This window comes from Noviherbaspirillum aridicola (assembly GCF_019656455.1).
Classification (GTDB): Bacteria; Pseudomonadota; Gammaproteobacteria; order Burkholderiales; family Burkholderiaceae_D; genus Noviherbaspirillum; species Noviherbaspirillum aridicola.
Genome location: NZ_BPMK01000001.1, coordinates 135,910 through 153,941, shown reverse-complemented (window position 1 = coordinate 153,941; position 18,032 = coordinate 135,910). Strand labels below are relative to the sequence as shown.

General features: G+C 67.7%; 15 protein-coding genes. 8 read left to right on the top strand and 7 right to left on the bottom strand.

Translation table 11 applies throughout. From position 1 onward, the window contains the following. Positions 1 to 244 precede the first annotated feature (244 nt). Positions 245 to 1,810 (top strand): methyl-accepting chemotaxis protein, encoded by a 1,566-nt coding sequence (locus NCCP691_RS21480; RefSeq protein WP_220806324.1) that lies wholly within the window; start codon positions 245 to 247, stop codon positions 1,808 to 1,810. A gap of 17 nt (positions 1,811 to 1,827) precedes the next feature. On the opposite strand, the gene NCCP691_RS00760 is transcribed toward NCCP691_RS21480, so the two are convergent. The 3 genes from NCCP691_RS00760 to NCCP691_RS00750 all read right to left on the bottom strand — a co-directional run bounded on the left by NCCP691_RS00760 (position 1,828) and on the right by NCCP691_RS00750 (position 6,189). Continuing rightward, positions 1,828 to 2,466 carry an MlaC/ttg2D family ABC transporter substrate-binding protein gene (locus NCCP691_RS00760; RefSeq protein ID WP_220806323.1) on the bottom strand — a complete coding sequence of 213 codons (639 nt, stop codon included), beginning with the start codon at positions 2,464 to 2,466 and terminating at the stop codon, positions 1,828 to 1,830. A 347-nt stretch (positions 2,467 to 2,813) separates the two neighbouring features. Then, positions 2,814 to 5,204: a glycoside hydrolase family 65 protein gene (locus tag NCCP691_RS00755; protein ID WP_220806322.1), complete on the bottom strand. Its 2,391-nt coding sequence runs from the start codon at positions 5,202 to 5,204 to the stop codon at positions 2,814 to 2,816. A 13-nt stretch (positions 5,205 to 5,217) separates the two neighbouring features. Next, the gene (locus tag NCCP691_RS00750) at positions 5,218 to 6,189 is read right to left on the bottom strand and encodes a ribokinase (RefSeq protein WP_220806321.1); all 972 of its coding nucleotides are present in this window, start codon (positions 6,187 to 6,189) and stop codon (positions 5,218 to 5,220) included. A 203-nt stretch (positions 6,190 to 6,392) separates the two neighbouring features. Between NCCP691_RS00750 and NCCP691_RS00745 the strand changes: the two genes are divergently transcribed. Beyond that, a complete protein-coding gene (locus NCCP691_RS00745; RefSeq protein WP_220806320.1) occupies positions 6,393 to 7,025 on the top strand; it encodes a YbhB/YbcL family Raf kinase inhibitor-like protein in 633 nt (210 codons plus the stop codon). A gap of 27 nt (positions 7,026 to 7,052) precedes the next feature. Here the strand turns inward: NCCP691_RS00745 and NCCP691_RS00740 are convergent, their stop codons facing one another. The 4 genes from NCCP691_RS00740 to NCCP691_RS00725 all read right to left on the bottom strand — a co-directional run bounded on the left by NCCP691_RS00740 (position 7,053) and on the right by NCCP691_RS00725 (position 10,775). Next, complete coding sequence (locus NCCP691_RS00740; protein WP_220806319.1) at positions 7,053 to 8,282, bottom strand: zinc-dependent alcohol dehydrogenase; 1,230 nt, start codon at positions 8,280 to 8,282, stop codon at positions 7,053 to 7,055. Positions 8,283 to 8,301: 19 nt separating this feature from the next. Further along, a complete protein-coding gene (locus NCCP691_RS00735) occupies positions 8,302 to 8,490 on the bottom strand; it encodes a DUF2795 domain-containing protein (protein ID WP_220806318.1) in 189 nt (62 codons plus the stop codon). A 70-nt stretch (positions 8,491 to 8,560) separates the two neighbouring features. After that, the gene (locus NCCP691_RS00730) at positions 8,561 to 9,667 is read right to left on the bottom strand and encodes an AI-2E family transporter (RefSeq protein ID WP_220806317.1); all 1,107 of its coding nucleotides are present in this window, start codon (positions 9,665 to 9,667) and stop codon (positions 8,561 to 8,563) included. Between the two features lie 37 nt (positions 9,668 to 9,704). Continuing rightward, entirely contained in the window at positions 9,705 to 10,775 is a 1,071-nt protein-coding gene (locus NCCP691_RS00725; protein WP_220806316.1) for a flavodoxin family protein, read from the bottom strand. 152 nt (positions 10,776 to 10,927) lie between these two features. Here NCCP691_RS00725 and NCCP691_RS00720 point away from each other — a divergent pair, with 152 nt between their 5' ends. From NCCP691_RS00720 to NCCP691_RS00695, 6 genes are all read left to right on the top strand, one after another. Beyond that, complete coding sequence (locus NCCP691_RS00720) at positions 10,928 to 13,615, top strand: bifunctional diguanylate cyclase/phosphodiesterase (RefSeq protein WP_220806315.1); 2,688 nt, start codon at positions 10,928 to 10,930, stop codon at positions 13,613 to 13,615. 22 nt (positions 13,616 to 13,637) lie between these two features. Then, the gene (locus tag NCCP691_RS00715; RefSeq protein WP_220806314.1) at positions 13,638 to 13,883 is read left to right on the top strand and encodes a hypothetical protein; all 246 of its coding nucleotides are present in this window, start codon (positions 13,638 to 13,640) and stop codon (positions 13,881 to 13,883) included. A 194-nt stretch (positions 13,884 to 14,077) separates the two neighbouring features. Beyond that, on the top strand, positions 14,078 to 16,633 hold the full coding sequence (locus NCCP691_RS00710; protein ID WP_220806313.1) for an EAL domain-containing protein: 2,556 nt from the start codon (positions 14,078 to 14,080) through the stop codon (positions 16,631 to 16,633). Positions 16,634 to 16,739: 106 nt separating this feature from the next. Beyond that, complete coding sequence (locus NCCP691_RS00705) at positions 16,740 to 17,048, top strand: hypothetical protein (RefSeq protein WP_220806312.1); 309 nt, start codon at positions 16,740 to 16,742, stop codon at positions 17,046 to 17,048. 97 nt (positions 17,049 to 17,145) lie between these two features. Further along, positions 17,146 to 17,508 (top strand): TraR/DksA family transcriptional regulator, encoded by a 363-nt coding sequence (locus tag NCCP691_RS00700; RefSeq protein ID WP_220806311.1) that lies wholly within the window; start codon positions 17,146 to 17,148, stop codon positions 17,506 to 17,508. A 52-nt stretch (positions 17,509 to 17,560) separates the two neighbouring features. After that, positions 17,561 to 18,007 carry an AAA family ATPase gene (locus NCCP691_RS00695; RefSeq protein ID WP_220806310.1) on the top strand — a complete coding sequence of 149 codons (447 nt, stop codon included), beginning with the start codon at positions 17,561 to 17,563 and terminating at the stop codon, positions 18,005 to 18,007. Positions 18,008 to 18,032 lie beyond the last annotated feature (25 nt).

The window sequence follows — 18,032 nt, the reverse complement described above, 5'->3', positions numbered from 1 at the left end:
TGACAGTCTAGAGGGCGTTGTACGGCGGCGAACGAGATTTGTACGAATGGGTATCGGTCGGCCGTAGAGCTTACCGCGGGCGCATATTAACATTGCCTTGCGGAACTATTGCGCTTGCGTTGTGTCCCCGCCTCACATCATCGGGAAACCGCGGGTCAATCGCGGGTCGTCCGCGGATCACTGCGGTCCGCCAGCGCTTTCCGCCAGGGCTTTTCCCATCCACTCATACGACCGGTCTCCGTCCATGAAAACTCGTCTGCAGCTGACACTCGGCGCCAGGCTCGGCCTCGGTTTCGGTGTAATCATCTTCCTGATCCTGGTGCTCTCCGTCTGCTCCGTCATCCAGACGCGCAACATCGAAGCATTGGTGAAAGAGCAAAACCGGGTGCGCACCGACAAGCTCGAGCGCCTGTACGCGGTGCGCGAGGCGCTCGGGCAGACCGGGCTGGCGGCGCGCAACGCCTACATCTTCACGGATGAGAGCGAAGCCCGGCGCGAGCTCGACCTGCTCGACCAGCAGAAGGCGGCCTATCTGGCCGCGCTCGACGCCGTGACGCCGCTGTTCGCCGGCCACGCGGAATTCGCCCAGGCCCGCGCCGACCTGCTGACGATGGCGGAAGAACTCAAACGCCCGCGGCGCTACCGGGAAGCCGGGCAGATGGAGGAATTCGGCCGCTTCCTGGTGGCCGAATGCAGCCCGCTGCGGCGGCGCATCGTCGGCGAGATCGACCTGATCCTGCGCGGCGTGCAACAGGATATCGAGCGCGACAGCGCGGCGGCGGAAGCCTCGATCGAGCGCTCGGGCAGCATCATCCTGGCGCTGTCGGCGCTGGCCATCCTGCTCGCCATGGCGATCGCCGCCGCCATCACCCGCGGCCTGCTGCGCCAGCTTGGCGGCGAGCCGCGCGACGTCGGCGAGATCGCGGCCCGCATCGCCGGCGGCGACCTGTCGGTGCACATCGCCGTGCGGAACGGAGACGACACCAGCGTCATGCACGCGATGCGCGGCATGCGCGACAGCCTCGCCCGCATCGTCGCCGAGATCCGCACCGGCACGGATACGATCGCCTCGGCATCGAGCCAGATCGCCAGCGGCAACCTCGACCTCTCCGCGCGCACCGAGCAGCAGGCGAGTTCGCTCGGCGAGACCGCGGCCTCGATGGACGAACTCACCGCCACCGTCAGCCAGAACGCGGACAACGCCCGCCAGGCCGACGCCATGGCCGGCAACGCGTCGGACGTCGCCCGCAGGGGCGGCGAAGCAGTGGAACAGGTGGTCAGGACCATGGCCGCGATCAACGCGTCGGCGCGCAAGATCGCCGACATCATCGGCGTCATCGACGGCATCGCCTTCCAGACCAATATCCTGGCGCTGAACGCGGCAGTGGAGGCGGCCCGCGCGGGAGAACAGGGGCGCGGCTTTGCCGTGGTGGCGGCGGAAGTGCGCACGCTGGCGCAGCGCAGCGCCGGCGCGGCGAGGGAGATCAAGGCCCTCATCGGCGACTCGGTCGAGAAGGTGGAGAGCGGCGCCCATCTCGCCGATGCAGCGGGCAAGACCATGAACGACATCGTCGACAGCATCCGCCAGGTGACCGTCATCATGAGCGATATCGCTGCCGCCAGCCAGGAACAGACGGCAGGCATCGCCCAGGTGAACCAGGCGATCGGGCTGATGGACGAGAACACGCAGCAGAACGCGGCGCTGGTGGAACAGGCCGCCGCCGCCGCGCGCGCGATGCAGGAACAGGCGCAGAGCCTGGCGCAGCTGGTCGGCGCATTCCGCCTCGGCGGTGCGCCGGCGCCCGCCTGAACCCGGCGCGGCGCGACTCAGTTGCCGCTGGTGCCGGCGGCGCCCGCGAGGCGCTCGTTCTTCTGCGCCAGCGCGGCGATCAGTCCGTCGATGCCGGAGCGCGCGATCTCGCGCGAAAAGCTGTCGCGGTACGACTGCACCAGCCATACTCCCACCACGCTGAGGTCGTAAATCTTCCAGCCGTCCTGGCCGCGCGCCAGGCGGTAGTTCAGTTCGATCGGCTCGGCGCCGCCCCGCTGCACCACCTGCGACCGCACTTCGGTTTCGCCGGTCGCCGGATCGCCGCGCATCGGGAGAAACACCAGCTCCTTGTCGCGCACCTGCGCGATCGCGCCGGAATAGACATGCACCAGCAGGTCCCGGAATTCCCGGCTCAGCCTGTCCTGCTGCTGAGGCGTCGCCTGCTGCCAGTGGCGGCCGACGGCCAGCGCCGTCATGCGGCGGGTATCGACATGCGGCAGGATCACGCGCGACACCAGCTGCGCGATGCGCTGCCGGTCCCCCTGCGCAATGGCGGGGTCGGTGCGCGCGGTTTCGATGACCTGGCGGCTGATCTGGCGCATCAGTTCCTGGGGGTCCTGTTGCGCCTGCAGTGAAGCAGGCAGCAGGCTGGCGGCGAATATGCAGCAGGTGGCGACGGCGGGGAGCGAGAACATGTTGGGCGGAACCGTGGGCTGAGAGCACTGCCCGCGCGCAAGAGGCGTACCAGCATGACGCCGGCGCGGGATGAGCCCATGATGCCGGCCTGCACACGGACGTGGCTTGAGGAAGGACATCCGGTCCGTCCGGAGGATTTGCGCGCGGCGGAACACCGTGCGCCCGAGCAGAATCTACAAATGTAAGCAAATGTTACAGATGCGCCGCGCGCCGGAGCGCCGGGAGTGCGGGGTCACGCCCCGGTACGCTCCTTGCTGATCGCTATGGGTCTTGACTGCCGTGACTGCGGTTAGAACGGGGTGAGGCGGTCCGCCCGCCCCGTTCCTTTTCCCTTGTCCCTCGTCCCTTAATGCGGCAGCGGCATCTCGACGCATTCGCCGGGCGACAGCGCGATGCGCTCTTCGCCCCGCAGCAGGTGCAGCGGACCGGCATTGCCCCCATCCGCCGTGATCGCCAGGCAGCCGTCCCGCGTTTCTGCCTGCAGCCGCAGCCCGCGATACCGCAGCCCGAGGCTCACCCTGCCCAGTCCCGGCGGCGGCGCCGGATCGATCCGCAGGCCCTGCGGTGTGGCGGAGATGCCGAGATAGCGGCGCTGCAGGATGTCAATCGTGCTGCCCATGGCGCCCAGGTGCACGCCCTCCTGCACGCTCTCGCCCTTGAGCGGATTGAGGTCGGTCTCCAGCGCATGCAGCCAGAAATCCCAGGACTGCGCCGGGTCGAGCCTGGCGAGCGCGCCGCAGTACACCACCCTCGACAGGCTCGATCGGTGCACGGTGCGCGGCAGGTAATAACGCGCGGTGCGCAGGATGTCTTCGCGCCCGAATGCATAGCCCAGCCGCCGCAGCATGCCTGTCACTTCGTCCTCGCCGAGCAGGTAGAACAGGGCCAGCACGTCGGCCTGCTTGGTCACCTGGAATTCATCCGGATTTCTGCCGAGCGCGCGCAGCGCCCAGTCGGTACGCTCGCCGGCAAGGTGCGGCGGCAGACAGTCGGGATCGAACGGCTCCAGCCGTTCGAAGCCTTCGAACTGGCTGATCACGCCGTCCTCATGGAAGCAGACGGTCATGCGGCGGCTGATGCGGTCCCACAGGGCCAGCTCTTCGTCGTCGAGCGCGAGGCGCCGCCGCAGCGACGCCGCCTGCTCCGCCGGCAGCATGCCGAGCAGCTCACGCGCGCGGCACAGGGTCCATACCGCCATCAGGTTGGTGCAGGCATTGTTGTCGAGTCCGGCCTCCTCGCGCCAGGGATAGGCGTTGTGGTATTCGTCCGGTCCGATCACGCCGCGGATGACGTAGCGGTCGCCGGCCGGCTCGGCAATGCTGGCCCAGAAGCGGGCGATCTCGAGCATCATCTCCGCGCCGCAGTCCTGCATGAAGGCGTCGTCACCCGTGGTGAGCCAGTAATGCCAGGTGCTGAAGGCAATCGCCGAACCGATATGCCGCTGCCGCCAGGTGTGGTCGCGCATCCATTCGCCGTTGAGCAGGTTCTTCTGGTGGCGCGGCGTGACCTCGACGCCTTCGCTCGCGCTGCGCCAGGGATACATCGCGCCGCGCAGGCCGGCGGCGCGCGCGGCCTCCCGCGCCGCGCCAAGGCGGCGGTGCCGGTACATCAGGCTTGCGCGCGCGATCGCGGGGAAGCGGAAGTTGAGGAAGGGCAGCACGAACAGTTCGTCCCAGAACACATGCCCGTGATAGGCCTCGCCGTGCCAGCCGCGCGCGGGAATGCCGGCGTCGAGCGCGGCGGTGTGCGGCGATACCGTCTGCAGGATATGGAAGGCATGAAAGCGCAGCGCGCGCAGCACGTCGGCGCGGTCGGCCTCGATCGCGACGTCCGCCCACATCCGCTCCCAGGCCCGGGCGTGACGTTCCTGCAGCGTGTCGAAATCCGGCGCCCCGGCCACGGCCTCCAGCGCGGCGGCGGAAGGATCGGCGTGGCGCGGGTCGAGCGAGCTGCACAGCGCGACCAGCTTTTCGACGCTGGCGCACTCGCCCTCGCGCAAGGCCAGGCGCAGCACATGGCCGCACTGCCCCTCGTTCGCGCAGCCCGCCATCTCGTTGCCGCCGTCGCCGGCGCCCCCGGCATGCAGGCGCTGGGCGCAGGCCACCGTGGCGCGGCGGTCGCTGGTCTGCACCGACAGCAGCGCGACGCCCGGGCCGGCAAGCTCCGCGCCGAGTACGCGCAGGTGCCGCTTTTCATAGTCTTCGAAGCGCCGCACGTTGGCGTTGATCACCCGCGCGTCCAGCGTCGCCTTCAGCTCCGCCTGTCCCGTCCAGTTGACCGGCTGCAGCCGCAGCCGCAACGCGCACAGGCGGGGATCGTCCATGCTCACCAGCCGCTCTTCTTCGATGCGCAGGCGGCGGCCGTCGCGGTCCTGCGCCAGCACTTCGCGCACGGTACGGCCGCCGCGCATGTCGAGGCGCTGCCGGTATTCGAGGATCCCGAGTTCATCGAGCCGCCACCATGCGCCGGCGGCCGGCCGGAAAACCAGCGGCAGCCAGTTCGGAAGATTGACGAGGGATTCGGTGATGTCGCGCTCGCCCGCGACCTGGTTCGGCACGCGGTCGTAGCAGCCGGCATGGTAGGTACCCGGGTAGTGCCGGTCGTCCTGCCCGCTGTCGGTCACCGCGCCGCGCGTGACGAATACGCCATTGCCGAGCGCGAGGATCACTTCCCGCCGTGTCTCGTCGCCGGGGTCGTAATGGTCGAATTCTATCGTCCATGCCGAGTCGCCGGCCATGTCCCTCCCCGCGTCACTGCGCATCGCCGCGCGCCTCCAGCCGCCGCATCATGTCCCCGATCGCCTCGCGCCCGGGATAAGCCGGTTGCGATCCCCAGCCCGTCACCGCGAGATGCGAAGCAGCCACGGCAAAGCGCACCGCCTCCTCCAGCGGCCTTCGCTCCAGCAGGGCAACCGCGAGCGCGCCCGCGAAGGCGTCGCCCGCGCCGGTGCTGTCCACCACCTCGACCGGCGCCGGCGGCACATGCAGCGCACGGCCGCCGTCCCACGCCACGCAGCCGCCATCGGCCAGCTTGACGCAGACCACGCCCGCGCCGCGCTCGCGGAGCGCACGGGCCGCGCGCAGCGCGCCCTGCGCATCGTCGAAGGAAAAGCCGCAGAGCTGCTGCGCCTCGCCGGCGTTCGGCGCGAGGAAGTCGGCGAGCGCGATCAGGTCGTCGCCGATTGCGTCCGCCGGCGACGGATCGAGCAGGCAGGCGATACCGGTCTCGCGCGCCGCCCGCATCGCCGCGCGCAACGCGGCCGCCGGGATCTCGCCATTGGTCGCCAGCACCGACTCCGGCGGGCAGCCGCGGATGGCCCCGGCCAGCGCGGCGCATGCCGCCTCGTCCCAGGCGTGGTTGGCATTCGGCGCCAGCACGATGCCCTTCTTGCCGTCGGGCGGCACCGTGATCATCGACACCCCCGTGGCTTGGCCGGCCACCCTGCGCACGCCGTCGAGCGGAATGCCGGCCCGTCGCAGCGGCGCCAGCGCCTGCTCCGCGAGGTCGTCGTCGCCGACGTGGCCGTACAGGCGCACCGGCACGCCGAGCCGGGCGGCGAGCCAGGCGACATTGGCGGACTTGCCGCCGGACAGTCGGGTGAAGTCGCTCGCGATCAGGGTTTCGCTGACCTCGGGCCGGCGCGCTATCCGCACCTGGAAGTCCGCGTTGATGCTGCCGAGCGCAAGAACGGCCGGCGCGGATGGAGAATTGTTGCGGGTCATGTTTCTGTCCTCTCGTGCAAGCATTCAGAGTCGCAAGACGCACCGCCGTTCCGCCGGCTGCCGCGACGCATCCCTGCGCAATTTCCGAGGAACCTTTGGCTTGCGAGAAAATCAGGCAGCAATATGGCCGGATGATGGTGGGATACCGAATGGATACCGACCGGATATTGGCCGCATAAGTTGAACAAGCGCAGGAGGTTCTCATGCTGGAAAAACTGCCGAGCGTCATCGGCCACGCGCTGCAACACCGGCGCGCGGGGCTCGAAAAAATCGCCTTCAACCAGATCGACCTCAGGGCCGGCACCGCCGCGCTGCAGGTCACCAGCCTGTCGTTCGGCGACCATGAGCCGATACCGGCGCGCTTCACCGCCGACGGCGAAGGCAGCTCGCCGCCGCTGGAATGGACCGGCGTGCCGGAGGGCACCGCCACCCTCGCCCTGATCGTCGAGGATGCGGATGCGCCGACGCCGCAGCCGCTGGTGCATGCGATCGCGGTCGACCTGCCAGCGCACGACGGCGTGCTGCACGAAGGCGAGCTGGATTCCGACGAACTCGACGGCCAGGTCGGGCGCAATTCCTACCTGCGCACCGGCTGGTTGCCGCCCGACCCGCCTCCCGGGCACGGCGTGCACCGCTACGCTTTTCAGCTGTTCGCGCTGGAGAGCGGGCCCGCCTTCTCGGGCACTCCGGGACGGGAAGCGCTGCTGGAAGCCATACAGGAACGCGCCATCGCGAGCGGCTGCCTGATCGGCACCTATGAACGGCCGGACGGCTCGATCAGGCTCGGCGCGAAGGATGCGGTCAGGGCGTCGGTCAGCCGGACCGAGAGCATCTGAACCGGCCGCGCGCCCTACGCCCCACCGTCACCGTCCCGCCTGCCCCTGTTGCGGCACCAGTTCCACCTTCAGCCAGCCCGGCTGGCGGGTATCGAAAGCCTTGTAGGCATCGATCGCCGATACCAGCGGCTCGTGCCGCGTGACGATCTCCGTCGGATCGACGCTGCCGTTGCGGATCAGCTCGATCAGGTGCGGAATGTACTTGCGATGATTGCAGTTGCCCATCCTGATCGTGATGTTCTTGTTCATCGCCATCCCGATCGGGAACGAGGTGTCGTTCGGCGGATAGACGCCGATGATCGACATCGTGCCCGCCTTGGCCAGCGCCTGTATCGCCCATTGCTGCGCCTGCGACGGCGCCTGTCCAGGATGCCAGTTGTCGCCCTGCGGATTCTGCTGCGGCGCGATCTGCTCCAGCTCCTGCCGGAAGGCGGCTTCCTGCTGCTTCGCCTGCTGCGCCGCCGGGCCGTGGTGCGGACACTCGGCATCCACGCCGACCGCATCGATGACCCGGTCCACGCCGATGCCGCCGGTCAGATCCTTGATCGTCTGCACCGGGTCTTCCTCGTCGTAGTTGATCACCTCCGCGCCCTGGCGCCGCGCCATGTCGAGACGGTCCGGCCGGTTGTCGATGGCGAGCACCCGGCCCGCGTCCATCAGTCTGGCCGAGGCGATCGCGAACTGCCCGACCGGACCGCAGCCGAACACCGCCACCGTGTGGCCCGGCCTGATGTCGGCGAGGTCGGCGCCGAAATAGCCGGTCGGGAAAATATCCGACAGCAGGATCGCCTGATCGTCGCTCACTTCATCGGGAAGCTTCACCAGGTTGACGTGCGCGAACGGCACGCGCGCCTTTTCCGCCTGCAGGCCGTTGAAGCCGCCCGCCGGCTCGGGGCCGCCATAAAAGGCGGTGCCGGCGGACGCGCCGTTGGGATTGGCGTTGTCGCACTGCGCGTAATAGCCCTCGCGGCAATAGGAACAGTAGCCGCAGGCGATGGTGGAGGGAATGACCACCCGGTCGCCGGGCGCGAGATTGCGCACGCCCTCGCCGACCTGTTCGACGATGCCGATGCCTTCATGTCCCAGCACGGTGCCCTCCTTCATGCCGGGGAAGGTGCCGCGCACGAAGTGCAGGTCGGTGCCGCAGATGGCGCTGGCGGTGAGGCGCACGATGGCGTCGGTGGGCTGTTCGATGCGCGGCTCCGGCACATCGTCGAGGCGGATGTCGCCGATGCCGTGGAATACCACTGCTTTCATGAGCGTCTCCCGTCCCGTATCAGTGCAGTTTGCCCAGGGCCTGGCTGACTTCGGCAGGCGTCTGAAAATCCTCGTCGGGGAGTTGCTCGAGGTCCTTGCACACGTCGTCGTCGGCGCCTTGTTGCCGCGCGGTTTCGATCAGCGCGGATTTGTTGGCGGGATAATCGACGCCCTTGAGAAATTTCTGGACTTGAATCGGGTTCACCATGACAGCCTCCGGAAGGTGGGGTTGAACGATGCGTTCATGCCTGATTTGCCCGGTTGGCAAAGGTTCCGCTTCAATCCTTCTGGCTCGGCGTCGGCACCCGGTCGCCGAGCACGTCCTGCACATACAGCATGGTGATCAGCACGGCGCCGACCGCGGCCAGCGGCGTGGCGAGCGCGACGCCGGCCATGCCGAACAGCGCGCCCATCAGCACCTGCACCACGATGGTCACCGCCGGCGGCAGCGATACCGTGCGGCGTTCGATCAACGGCATCAGCAGGTAGCCCTCGCCAATCTGGATCGCCAGAAACAGCAGCGCGACGGACCCCGCCAGGGCCGGGCTTTCGGTGAACGCGATCAGCACGGCCGGCACCCCGGCCACGATCGGCCCGACGTAGGGAATGAAATCGAGCAAGCCGGCGATGATGCCGAGCACCAGGGCCAGCGGCACGCCGAGCAGCGCCAGGCCGGCGGTGGTCACGATGCCGACGATCAGCATAGACAGCGCCTTGCCGGCCAGCCATTGCCCCAGCGTGCGGCCTAGTTCATCCAGCACTTCCCGCGCCCGTTCGCGCCTGCGCGTCGGTACCAGGATCACGATGCCATTGATGTAGGGCCGGGGCTGGGCGGCGAGATAGACGCCGACGAAGGCAATGATCGCGACGTTGCCGAGCACACCGAGCACGCCGGAAAACACCAGGCCCGCGCGCGGCAGCAGGCTGCCGAGCTGCTTCGTCATCTGTTCCCCCGCCGGCATACCGGACGACAGGCTTTCCAGCATCGGGTAGCGCGACAGCGTGTCGCGCAGTTCCTGCAGCGCCTGGGGAACGGCCTCGGCGAGTTCGCTCGATTGGCGGGATATCTGCGGCGCCATCAGCCAGCCGCCGCCGACGATGAGCGCCAGCAGCAGGACCACCACGATGGTCAGGGCCGCCCAGTTCGGCAATCCGAGCCAGCCGCGCAGCCTGGCGCTGACGTCGTACAGCAGGATGGCCATCAGCACGCAGGCGAATATCAGCAGCAGCACCTCGGGTGCGAGCCAGATGACGCTGGCGGCCAGCACGAATAGCAGGCTGACGGTATCGAACAGCACCGTGCGGTGCATCACGCGCCGCGCGTCCACGGCATCGGCGTCGTCGCGCTCCCGCGCGGCGCGCGGTGCATCTTCTCGCTGGTTCATGTTGCTCCCCTCTTTCTTCCGGCTGCGGCCGTGGATGCTATTTCGGGCGCGGCTGGCGCAGCGCGGCATCCGGAACCGCCATGCGCCCGCCGCGCAGTGCGCTCACCGCGCCCGCCACCGCGCGCGCCACGTTGCGCACCTCTTCCTGCACCGCCATGTCGCGATCCAGCGTGTCATGGCTGCGCGCATAGGGCTCGTAGTAGCCGATGTAGCGGTCGAGCCGCGCCTTCATTCCCGCGTCGACCAGTCCCATCCAGTCCAGCCAGTCCGACAGCGCGCGCCGCGAGCCCTCGATGCCGGCGACGTCGCCGTGCACCACGAGGCCGTAGGCGCGGCCGGCCAGGTGCTTGGGATAGCTCCAGCCCGCTTCTTCCAGCGCCTTGGCCTTCTCCACGTCCTTGCCCGAGGTCGTGGTCGGGTCCGGATTGCCGCCGTCGGCGCATACCAGGCGGTCGATCATCAGCTTGAGCGCGCTCGGCGACTGATACCAGTAGACCGGGGTGAGCAGGATGACGCCATGCGCGGCCACCCATTTCTCGTAGATCTCGCCCATCCAGTCGTTGGTCTGGCGCAGCGCATGATTCGGATAGCAGCTGCACGGCCAGTGGCACAGCGGCATCGCGGTCGATACGCAGCCCTTGCAGGGATGGATATGCCAGTCATAGTCGGACACCAGGCGGCTCAGGTCGAGCACGTCGGCCACGACGCCATCGGCCTCCAGCACTTCGCGTGCGAGCTGCGTCAGGCGGAAGGTCTTGGACATCTCGCCGGGGCAGGTGCCGTCGTTGCGGTCCGCGCCGCACACGAGCAGCACGCGCGATGGCGAGGCGGGATCCTGCTGGCGGGCCTGCGCCGCGAGCAGCCGGTCGCGCGTCTGGCGCCACTCCAACGACAGCTCATACTCCGGGTCGGCGAAGCCCGCGCCCGCCTTGTCGGTGCGCAGCGTCTTCTTCGAATTGATATAGACATCCCACGCCGCCTCTTCCACCTGCCGCAGGGCATCGTCGACGGCAAGGAATTCGGGACGCCCGAACGAGCCCCGAAAACGGTTGCCGAATTCCTCACGGCTAAGCATGCGTTCGAACTGCCCCTTGCGCGCCCTGGTCATGGTCTGTCCCCGAAATCGTGACGGCGGAATTGCCTGCGGTAAGACCGGCGGAACCGGAGCCGATTCCGCGGTCCGCGCCTTGCTTTGCTCCGCCGCAAGCCCCCGTGCCCGCTGATGAGGAATACCGGCACGGATTTAATGTCTGTACCCGCATGAACCCATCCCGATTGCGCCGCCCGGCCGACTTGCGGCGCTACCTGTCCCGTCACCGCTATTTCGCGCCGGCACTGTTATGGCCGCTTGCGGGCATCCTGCTGTGGCTCGCGCTCGATGCCTTCATGGCTTCCCGCCTGCAGGACGAGAAGGCGGAGGCCATGGCGGCGGCGACCGAGCAGGCGGCGACGCGCTCGCGCTCTTATGCGGCGCAACTGCTGCGCACGATACAGCAGATCGATCAGCTGACGCTGAGCCTGAAGCTCGACTGGGAGGCAAGCGGCGCGCAACTGGACCTGGAGCAACAGCAGGAGCGCGGTCTCTATCCGCGCTCGGCCATGCTGTACGCCAGCATCATCGACCGCCATGGGGACAGCGTCAGTTCCACGCTGGCGGCCTTCGGCGACGCCAGCTTCGCCGGCGACGAATTCTTCCACTATCACCGCACCCACCCGGACAACGGTCTGACGATCAACAAGCCGGTGAAGGGCAAGCGCATCAACCGCCAGGTCGTGCGGTTTTCCCGCCGGATAGATGCGGACGGCGAGTTCGACGGCGTGGCCCTGGTGTCGGTCGAACCGGCCTATCTCACCACGTTCCACGACGAGCGCAGCCTGCGCGACGGCGATTTCATCTCGGTCCAGCTGCCGGACGGCACGCTGCTCGCCAATACCGAGGATCACGCCGCGGTGCGGCGCTCCTATGTCGAGGCCCCGTCGTTCGGCCCGACCGAGGGCACGGTGCTGGAGCCGGCGAGCAAGTTCTTCGACCGCGAGGCGCGCATCGTCGCCTGGAAGAAGCTGAGCGAGTATCCGCTGGTGTCGATGGCGGCGATCTCGGAAACCAATGCGCTCGCGGGCTGGCAGCGCGTGGCCGAGAGCTATCGCAACATCATGAGCATGGCCACGCTCGGCATCGCCGCCTTTTCGCTGACCGGCATGCTGCTCACCGCGCGCCTGTCGTGGCGGCGGCAGCGCGAGGAAGTGGTGCGGCAGATCTTCCGTACCGCCACCGAGGCGGCGCAGGAAGGCTTCTACACGATGCGCCCCCTCTACGGCCGCGACGGCAAGATCGTGGATTTCGTGTACGAGGATTGCAACGAGCACGGCGCCGCGCTGCTCGGCACCGACGTGCGCAGCCTGCGCGGCAAACGGCTGTCGCAGACCCTGGACGAAAGTTATCGCAAGGAGATCTTCGACCTGTACCTGCATGCGATGGAGACGGGCTATTACGAAGACGAGTTCCGCGTGCCGAAGATCAGCCCCCTGAGGGCGAGCTGGGTCAACCGACGCTACGTGCGCGCCGGCGACGGCCTGGCGGTCACGCTGCGCGACATCTCGAAATCCAAGGAACATGAACTGGCGCTGTCGCGGGTGGCCAACACCGACGCCCTCACCTCCCTGCCCAACCGCCACTGGCTCGGCGCCTTCCTGCCCGACGCGCTCGAACGGGCCGCGCGGCAGCACCGCACGCTGGCCGTGATGTTCATCGATCTCGACAACTTCAAGAACATCAACGACAGTCTCGGCCACGAAGCGGGCGACATGCTGCTCAAGGCCGCCGCCCGGCGGCTCCGGGAGGTGGTGCGCGCCGCCGATCACGTGGTGCGCCTGGGCGGGGACGAATTCACCATCGTCCTCGAAGGCCCGCACGGCACCGAGGATGTCGCACGGGTCGCGCGCCAGGTGGTCAGGACGATCAGCGCGCCCTATGAACTCGGCGGCGTCGCCGGGCAGCATGTCAACGCCTCGATCGGGATCAGCATGTTTCCCGCAGACGGCGCCGACGGCGACACGCTGCTGCGCCACGCCGACATCGCGATGTATGCCGCCAAGGCGGCCGGCAAGGGCCGATTCGAGTTCTATCAGCCTCATCTGTCGGACTCGCTGTTCCTCAGGCTGGCCAAGGAGCATGCGCTGCGCGAGGCGATCGACAAGGACCAGTTCGTCGTCCATTACCAGCCCCGGGTCAGCACCCGGGCAGGCCGTCTCAACAGCCTGGAGGCGCTGGTGCGATGGCATCATCCCGAGCGCGGCATGATCGGCCCCGACGACTTCATCGGCCTGGCCGAGGACACCGGCCTGATCGTGCGTCTGGGCGAACTGGTGATCGACAATGTGTGCGCCCAGCTGGCGGAGTGGGGCCGGCGCGGGCTCGGCCCGGTGCCGGTCTCGGTCAATGTCTCCGGCATTCAGCTCAGGGAAGGCGGCCTTTCCGCCTTCATCGCAGCGGCCCTGGCCCGTCACCGCATCGACCCCCGGCTGCTGGAAGTGGAACTGACCGAATCCTCGGTGATCGACAAGGGCCGGGCCACCGCCCACGAGCTGAGCGCGCTGCGCGAACTCGGCATCAAGCTGTCGGTCGACGACTTCGGCACCGGCTATTCCTCGCTCGCCCAGCTGCAGCAGCTCGACGTCGACGTGCTCAAGGTCGACCGCGCCTTTACCAGCGCGGTGGGCAAGAGCGAGGAAGGTGCGGTCCTGTTCCGCGCCATCGTATCGATGGCCGATGCACTGGATATATCGGTGGTGGCCGAGGGCGTGGAGACACGCGAACAGCTGCATGCGCTACAGTCGCTGGATTGCGACGAGGTACAAGGCTATCTGGTGTCGAAGGCCCTGCCGGCGCATGAAGTGCCCTCGCTGATCGCGCGCCGCTACCTGTTTCCCGCATCGGCCACCGCCTGAAGGACATTCCTGGAATCGGACCATGGCAACACAAATCACACATCACGGCATCCGCATCTTCACGCTCGACCCGGGCGAAAGCGTGCTCGACCATTGCGGCCGCAACGACATCGCCATCGTCGAGGAGGACGACGGCTGGTGGCTGTGGTTCGTCGGCGAGGACGGCGAAATCGAAGGCTATGACGAGCCCTTCGACAGCCTGCGGCAGGCGACCGGCAGCGCGAGGGCGGCCGCCGAAATTCTGGCCGAGAGCGGCGCGGGCGGCTGAACCCTGTCCATCGGTTTTTAAAAACTTGACCTGGATCAAGCACCGTCGGCGAGGCGGTACGCGATACTACGTATTGCCTTTTATCAATTTTTGGAATGAGCCTTCGCCGTCTCAACGCATGCGCTGGCGCCCGCCCGCCATTCCCTCGCTGGTCCAGAACAATGTCAGAAGCAAATTCAAGCCGTCCCGGCGCCATGAAAACTCTCGTCACCCGACTCGGCCTGTCCGAGGAGGAGATGGCCGAGCGCAAGCAGTATCTCGAACTGGGCGAGCGGGACTGCGAGGTGCTCAGGGCGATGAACGAGCAGCTCGGCGAACACGGCGGCGGCATGGCGGACAGCTTCTATGCGCACCTGCTGAAATATCCGGAACTCGGCGAGCGCCTGGGGGATCACGCGGCGCTCCAGCGCCTCAAGCAGGCGCAGGCCGTCTATTTCCGCGGCCTGACCGCCGGCAGGTATGACATGGACTACGTGGAGGACCGGCTGCGGGTCGGGGTCGCCCATCAGCGCATCGGCCTCGATCCGAAGTGGTACATCGGCGCCTACCGCAAGTACATGTCCTATCTGCTGCCCGTCATCCACGATCTCTACGCGGGAGACCGGGAGCGGACGATCGCCGCCTGCGATGCGCTGTTCAAGGTCATTTCGCTCGACATGGGGCTGGCGCTCGACACCTATTTCGAAGTGGACCGGCAAGAGATCCTGCGCCACAAGGAATACGCCGAACAGATCATCAGCGGGCTGCCGGCGGGCCTGATCGTGCTCGACGAGCAGCTGCTGCTCCGCTCCATCAATCCTGCGATGCGCCGCCTGCTCGACCTCGGCCCGCGGCCGCTCGCCGGCCAGCACCTGTCGGCCGTGATCGACGATCCCGCGCTCGCGGACAAGCTGGCGCAGGTGCAGGGCGGCGGGACACCGGCACTCGACATCCTGATCAGGCGCGACGTGCAGGGAGAGGAGCGCTACATCGACTTTCACCTCGCGCGCCTGCAGCTCGGCGCCAGCCACGTCATCCTCATCATCGGCGGCGACGTATCGGAGCGAATCAGGGCGCGCGCCGAACTGCGCGAGAGCGAGGAACGCTTCCGCCTGACCTTCAGCATGGCCGGCGTGGGCCTGGCCCACCTCTCGGTCGACGGCCGCATCCTGCGCAGCAACCGCAGGCTGCAGGACATCCTCGGCTATTCCGAGGACGAATTGCGCACCATCGATTACGACGAGATCACGCACCCGGGCGACCGCGGCAAGGGCAGGGAACTGCTCGACCGGCTGCTGCGCAACGAGATCGAATCGTTCGCGAACGAAAAACGCTTCCGGCACAAATCCGGCCGCTACGTGTGGAGCAATTTCACCCTGTCGCTGGTCAGGCGGGAAGACGGCAGTCCGCGCTACTTCATCTCCGTCATCGAAGACATCACCGAAAGAAAGCAGACGGCGGAAAAACTGATCCACCTGGCGCAGTACGACGCACTCACGCAGCTGCCCAACCGCACGCTGCTGCAGGACCGCCTGCTGCAGGCGGTCAGCCACGCCGGGCGCAACCGCGGCCGACTCGCCGTGCTGTTCCTCGACCTCGACCGCTTCAAGGACATCAACGACAGCCTCGGCCATGCGGCCGGCGACACCATGCTGCGCCAGATCGCCGCGCGCCTGTCGATGCAGCTGCGCGAAAGCGACACCGTGGCCCGCCTCGGCGGCGACGAGTTCGTGATCCTGCTGCGCGATGTGCAGAAGGACGAGCAGGTCGCCGCGGTGGCGCGCAAGATCCTCGACGCCGTCACGCGCCAGGTCACGGTCGGCGGGGTCGAGTTCATGCCCACCTGCAGCATCGGCATCAGCATCTACCCGAAGGACGGCCGGGACGGCGAGACCCTGCTGCGCAACGCCGACGCCGCCATGTACCGCGCGAAGGAGAATGGCAGGAACAGCTACTACTTCTACTCCGAGGGCCTGAACGAAAAACTGCTGCACCGGCTGCACATCGAAAGCGGATTGCGGCATGCGCTCGAGCAGAACGAGTTCAGCCTGCACTACCAGCCGCAGGTGGACGCGGTCAGCGGCGAGGTGGTCGGGGTCGAAGCCCTGCTGCGATGGAAGCCCTCCTCGGGCGCGCCGGTCGGACCGGATGAATTCATTCCGATCGCCGAAGAGACCGGTCTCATCGTGCCGATAGGCGAATGGGTGCTGCGCGAAGCCTGCGCGCAGGCGGCCGAATGGCGCCGTGACGGCATCGCGCCGCTGAACCTGACGGTGAACGTGTCGCTGCGCCAGTTCCGAAGCGACATTGCTTCCGCCGTCGCCACCGTCCTGCGCGACACCGGCTTCGATCCGCGTAGCCTGACCCTGGAGCTGACCGAGAGCGTGCTGATGGAGTCGCCCGAGCTGGTGGAAGAGACCCTGCAGAAACTGAAAGCGCTCGGCGTGCGCATCGCGATCGACGACTTCGGCACCGGCTACTCCAGCCTGGCCTACCTGAGCCGCTTCTCCATCGACACCCTCAAGATAGATCGCACCTTCGTGCTCGACTTGCCGGACAGCCGCGACGACGTGGCGATCGTCAAGGCCATCGTCGCGCTCGGCAAGGCGCTCAATCTCAGCGTCGTCGCCGAAGGGGTAGAGACGGCCGAACAGGCCGACCTGCTCCGCGGAGAGCGCTGCGACGTCCTGCAGGGCTATCTCTTCGGCCGTCCCCTGCCCCCGCAAGCCTTGCGTGAGCGCCTGCTCGACGCGCGGGCCGTCCTGACCTGAGCGACACCGCGCGCGATCTTCCCAAAACCTTTGCGCTGGATACTGTCATAGCTGTTGGGCGTCCTCCTGTCGGGGATGCCGGCACAACCAGGCACAGGAGCGCATCATGCAAGACGGGACCAACAGCAATCCGGACAGCAACGAGGCAAAGCACCCGCCGGGCAGGACCCCGGCCAGCGGATCCGACAGCGGCTCAGCCCAGCCGCCCGGCGGCAGCACCGCGAACCGCGGCCTCGGCGGCATCGGCACGGCCGGCGGCGCGCAGGTGGACAAGCCGGCGGCGGGCGGCGGCAATCGTGGCGGCGATGGCGCCAGTAATGGCGGCAGTAGTGGCGGCAGTAGTGGCGCCGGCAAGACAACCGGCGCCGGGGGCGACCCGAACGACCTCGGCCAGGCCGGCGACTACAGCCGATGAACGCCCCGCCCGGAACAAGTTGATTCAGGTCAAACAAATTCCGTAGCGCTCCACTTAACCTGCCTCCAGGTAATGCACACATGCAAAGGAGGCAGTGGTGAACCCGGACAAGGCAAAGGCCATGCTGCAGGCGCGGCGCAGGGAAGTGATCGACGATTTGCGGCGGCGCCTGCACGCCGAAGGCGAGTCCGAGCAGCTCGCGCTCGTCAACCACCTCGAGGACGCGGGCGACTGGGCCGAGGCGAGCAGCGAGAACCTGAACGACCTTGCGCTGCTGCAGCATGAAGTGCACACCCTGCGCCAGCTCGACGAGGCACTGCAGCGCGTGGGCAGCGGCCAGTTCGGCCTGTGCCGCGAATGCGGCGACGCGATTCCCGACGGCCGGCTCGAGGTGCAACCCGAAGCGGCGACCTGCATCGACTGCCAGCAGGCGCTCGAACGGCAGGAACGCCGCGCCTGACGCCCTCCGTCCGCGGGACGGCGTCGGCGGCCTGAAAGGAAAGCGACGCCGGATGGAAGCGGTCCTGCTGATCGGCATCCAGGGCTCTGGCAAGAGTACCTTCTATGTCGAGCGATTCTTCGACACCCATGTGCGCATCAGCCAGGATCTGCTGCGCACGCCCCATCGCCAGCAACGCCTGCTGCAATTCTGCCTCGAGACGCGGCAGCCCTTCGTGGTCGACAAGACCAATGTCACCCGCGCCGAGCGCGCGCGCTGCATCCTGCCCGCGCTCGCCGCCGGCTTCACCGTGGTCGCGTATTTCTTCGAGCCGGATCCGCGGGGCGCGTGGGAACGCAATCTGAGCCGGCCCCGGCAGGTGCCGGCGGCCGGCGTGTTCGGCACGCTCAAGCGCCTCGAAAGGCCCGGCCTGGACGAAGGCTTCAGCATCATCCACCGGGTGACCCTCGCCGCGCCGCGCGGCTTCATCGTCTCGCCCTACCCGGCCGCGATATCCTGACGCGCAAAAAAAAGGACGGAACGCT

What these genes read in the sequence shown, in the direction of transcription:
- NCCP691_RS21480 (WP_220806324.1), top strand. Translation starts at nt 245, where the DNA reads ATGAAAACTCGTCTGCAGCTGACACTCGGCGCCAGGCTCGGCCTCGGT.
- NCCP691_RS00760 (WP_220806323.1), bottom strand. Translation starts at nt 2,466, where the DNA reads ATGTTCTCGCTCCCCGCCGTCGCCACCTGCTGCATATTCGCCGCCAGC.
- NCCP691_RS00755 (WP_220806322.1), bottom strand. Translation starts at nt 5,204, where the DNA reads ATGGCCGGCGACTCGGCATGGACGATAGAATTCGACCATTACGACCCC.
- NCCP691_RS00750 (WP_220806321.1), bottom strand. Translation starts at nt 6,189, where the DNA reads ATGACCCGCAACAATTCTCCATCCGCGCCGGCCGTTCTTGCGCTCGGC.
- NCCP691_RS00745 (WP_220806320.1), top strand. Translation starts at nt 6,393, where the DNA reads ATGCTGGAAAAACTGCCGAGCGTCATCGGCCACGCGCTGCAACACCGG.
- NCCP691_RS00740 (WP_220806319.1), bottom strand. Translation starts at nt 8,282, where the DNA reads ATGAAAGCAGTGGTATTCCACGGCATCGGCGACATCCGCCTCGACGAT.
- NCCP691_RS00735 (WP_220806318.1), bottom strand. Translation starts at nt 8,490, where the DNA reads ATGGTGAACCCGATTCAAGTCCAGAAATTTCTCAAGGGCGTCGATTAT.
- NCCP691_RS00730 (WP_220806317.1), bottom strand. Translation starts at nt 9,667, where the DNA reads ATGAACCAGCGAGAAGATGCACCGCGCGCCGCGCGGGAGCGCGACGAC.
- NCCP691_RS00725 (WP_220806316.1), bottom strand. Translation starts at nt 10,775, where the DNA reads ATGACCAGGGCGCGCAAGGGGCAGTTCGAACGCATGCTTAGCCGTGAG.
- NCCP691_RS00720 (WP_220806315.1), top strand. Translation starts at nt 10,928, where the DNA reads ATGAACCCATCCCGATTGCGCCGCCCGGCCGACTTGCGGCGCTACCTG.
- NCCP691_RS00715 (WP_220806314.1), top strand. Translation starts at nt 13,638, where the DNA reads ATGGCAACACAAATCACACATCACGGCATCCGCATCTTCACGCTCGAC.
- NCCP691_RS00710 (WP_220806313.1), top strand. Translation starts at nt 14,078, where the DNA reads ATGAAAACTCTCGTCACCCGACTCGGCCTGTCCGAGGAGGAGATGGCC.
- NCCP691_RS00705 (WP_220806312.1), top strand. Translation starts at nt 16,740, where the DNA reads ATGCAAGACGGGACCAACAGCAATCCGGACAGCAACGAGGCAAAGCAC.
- NCCP691_RS00695 (WP_220806310.1), top strand. Translation starts at nt 17,561, where the DNA reads ATGGAAGCGGTCCTGCTGATCGGCATCCAGGGCTCTGGCAAGAGTACC.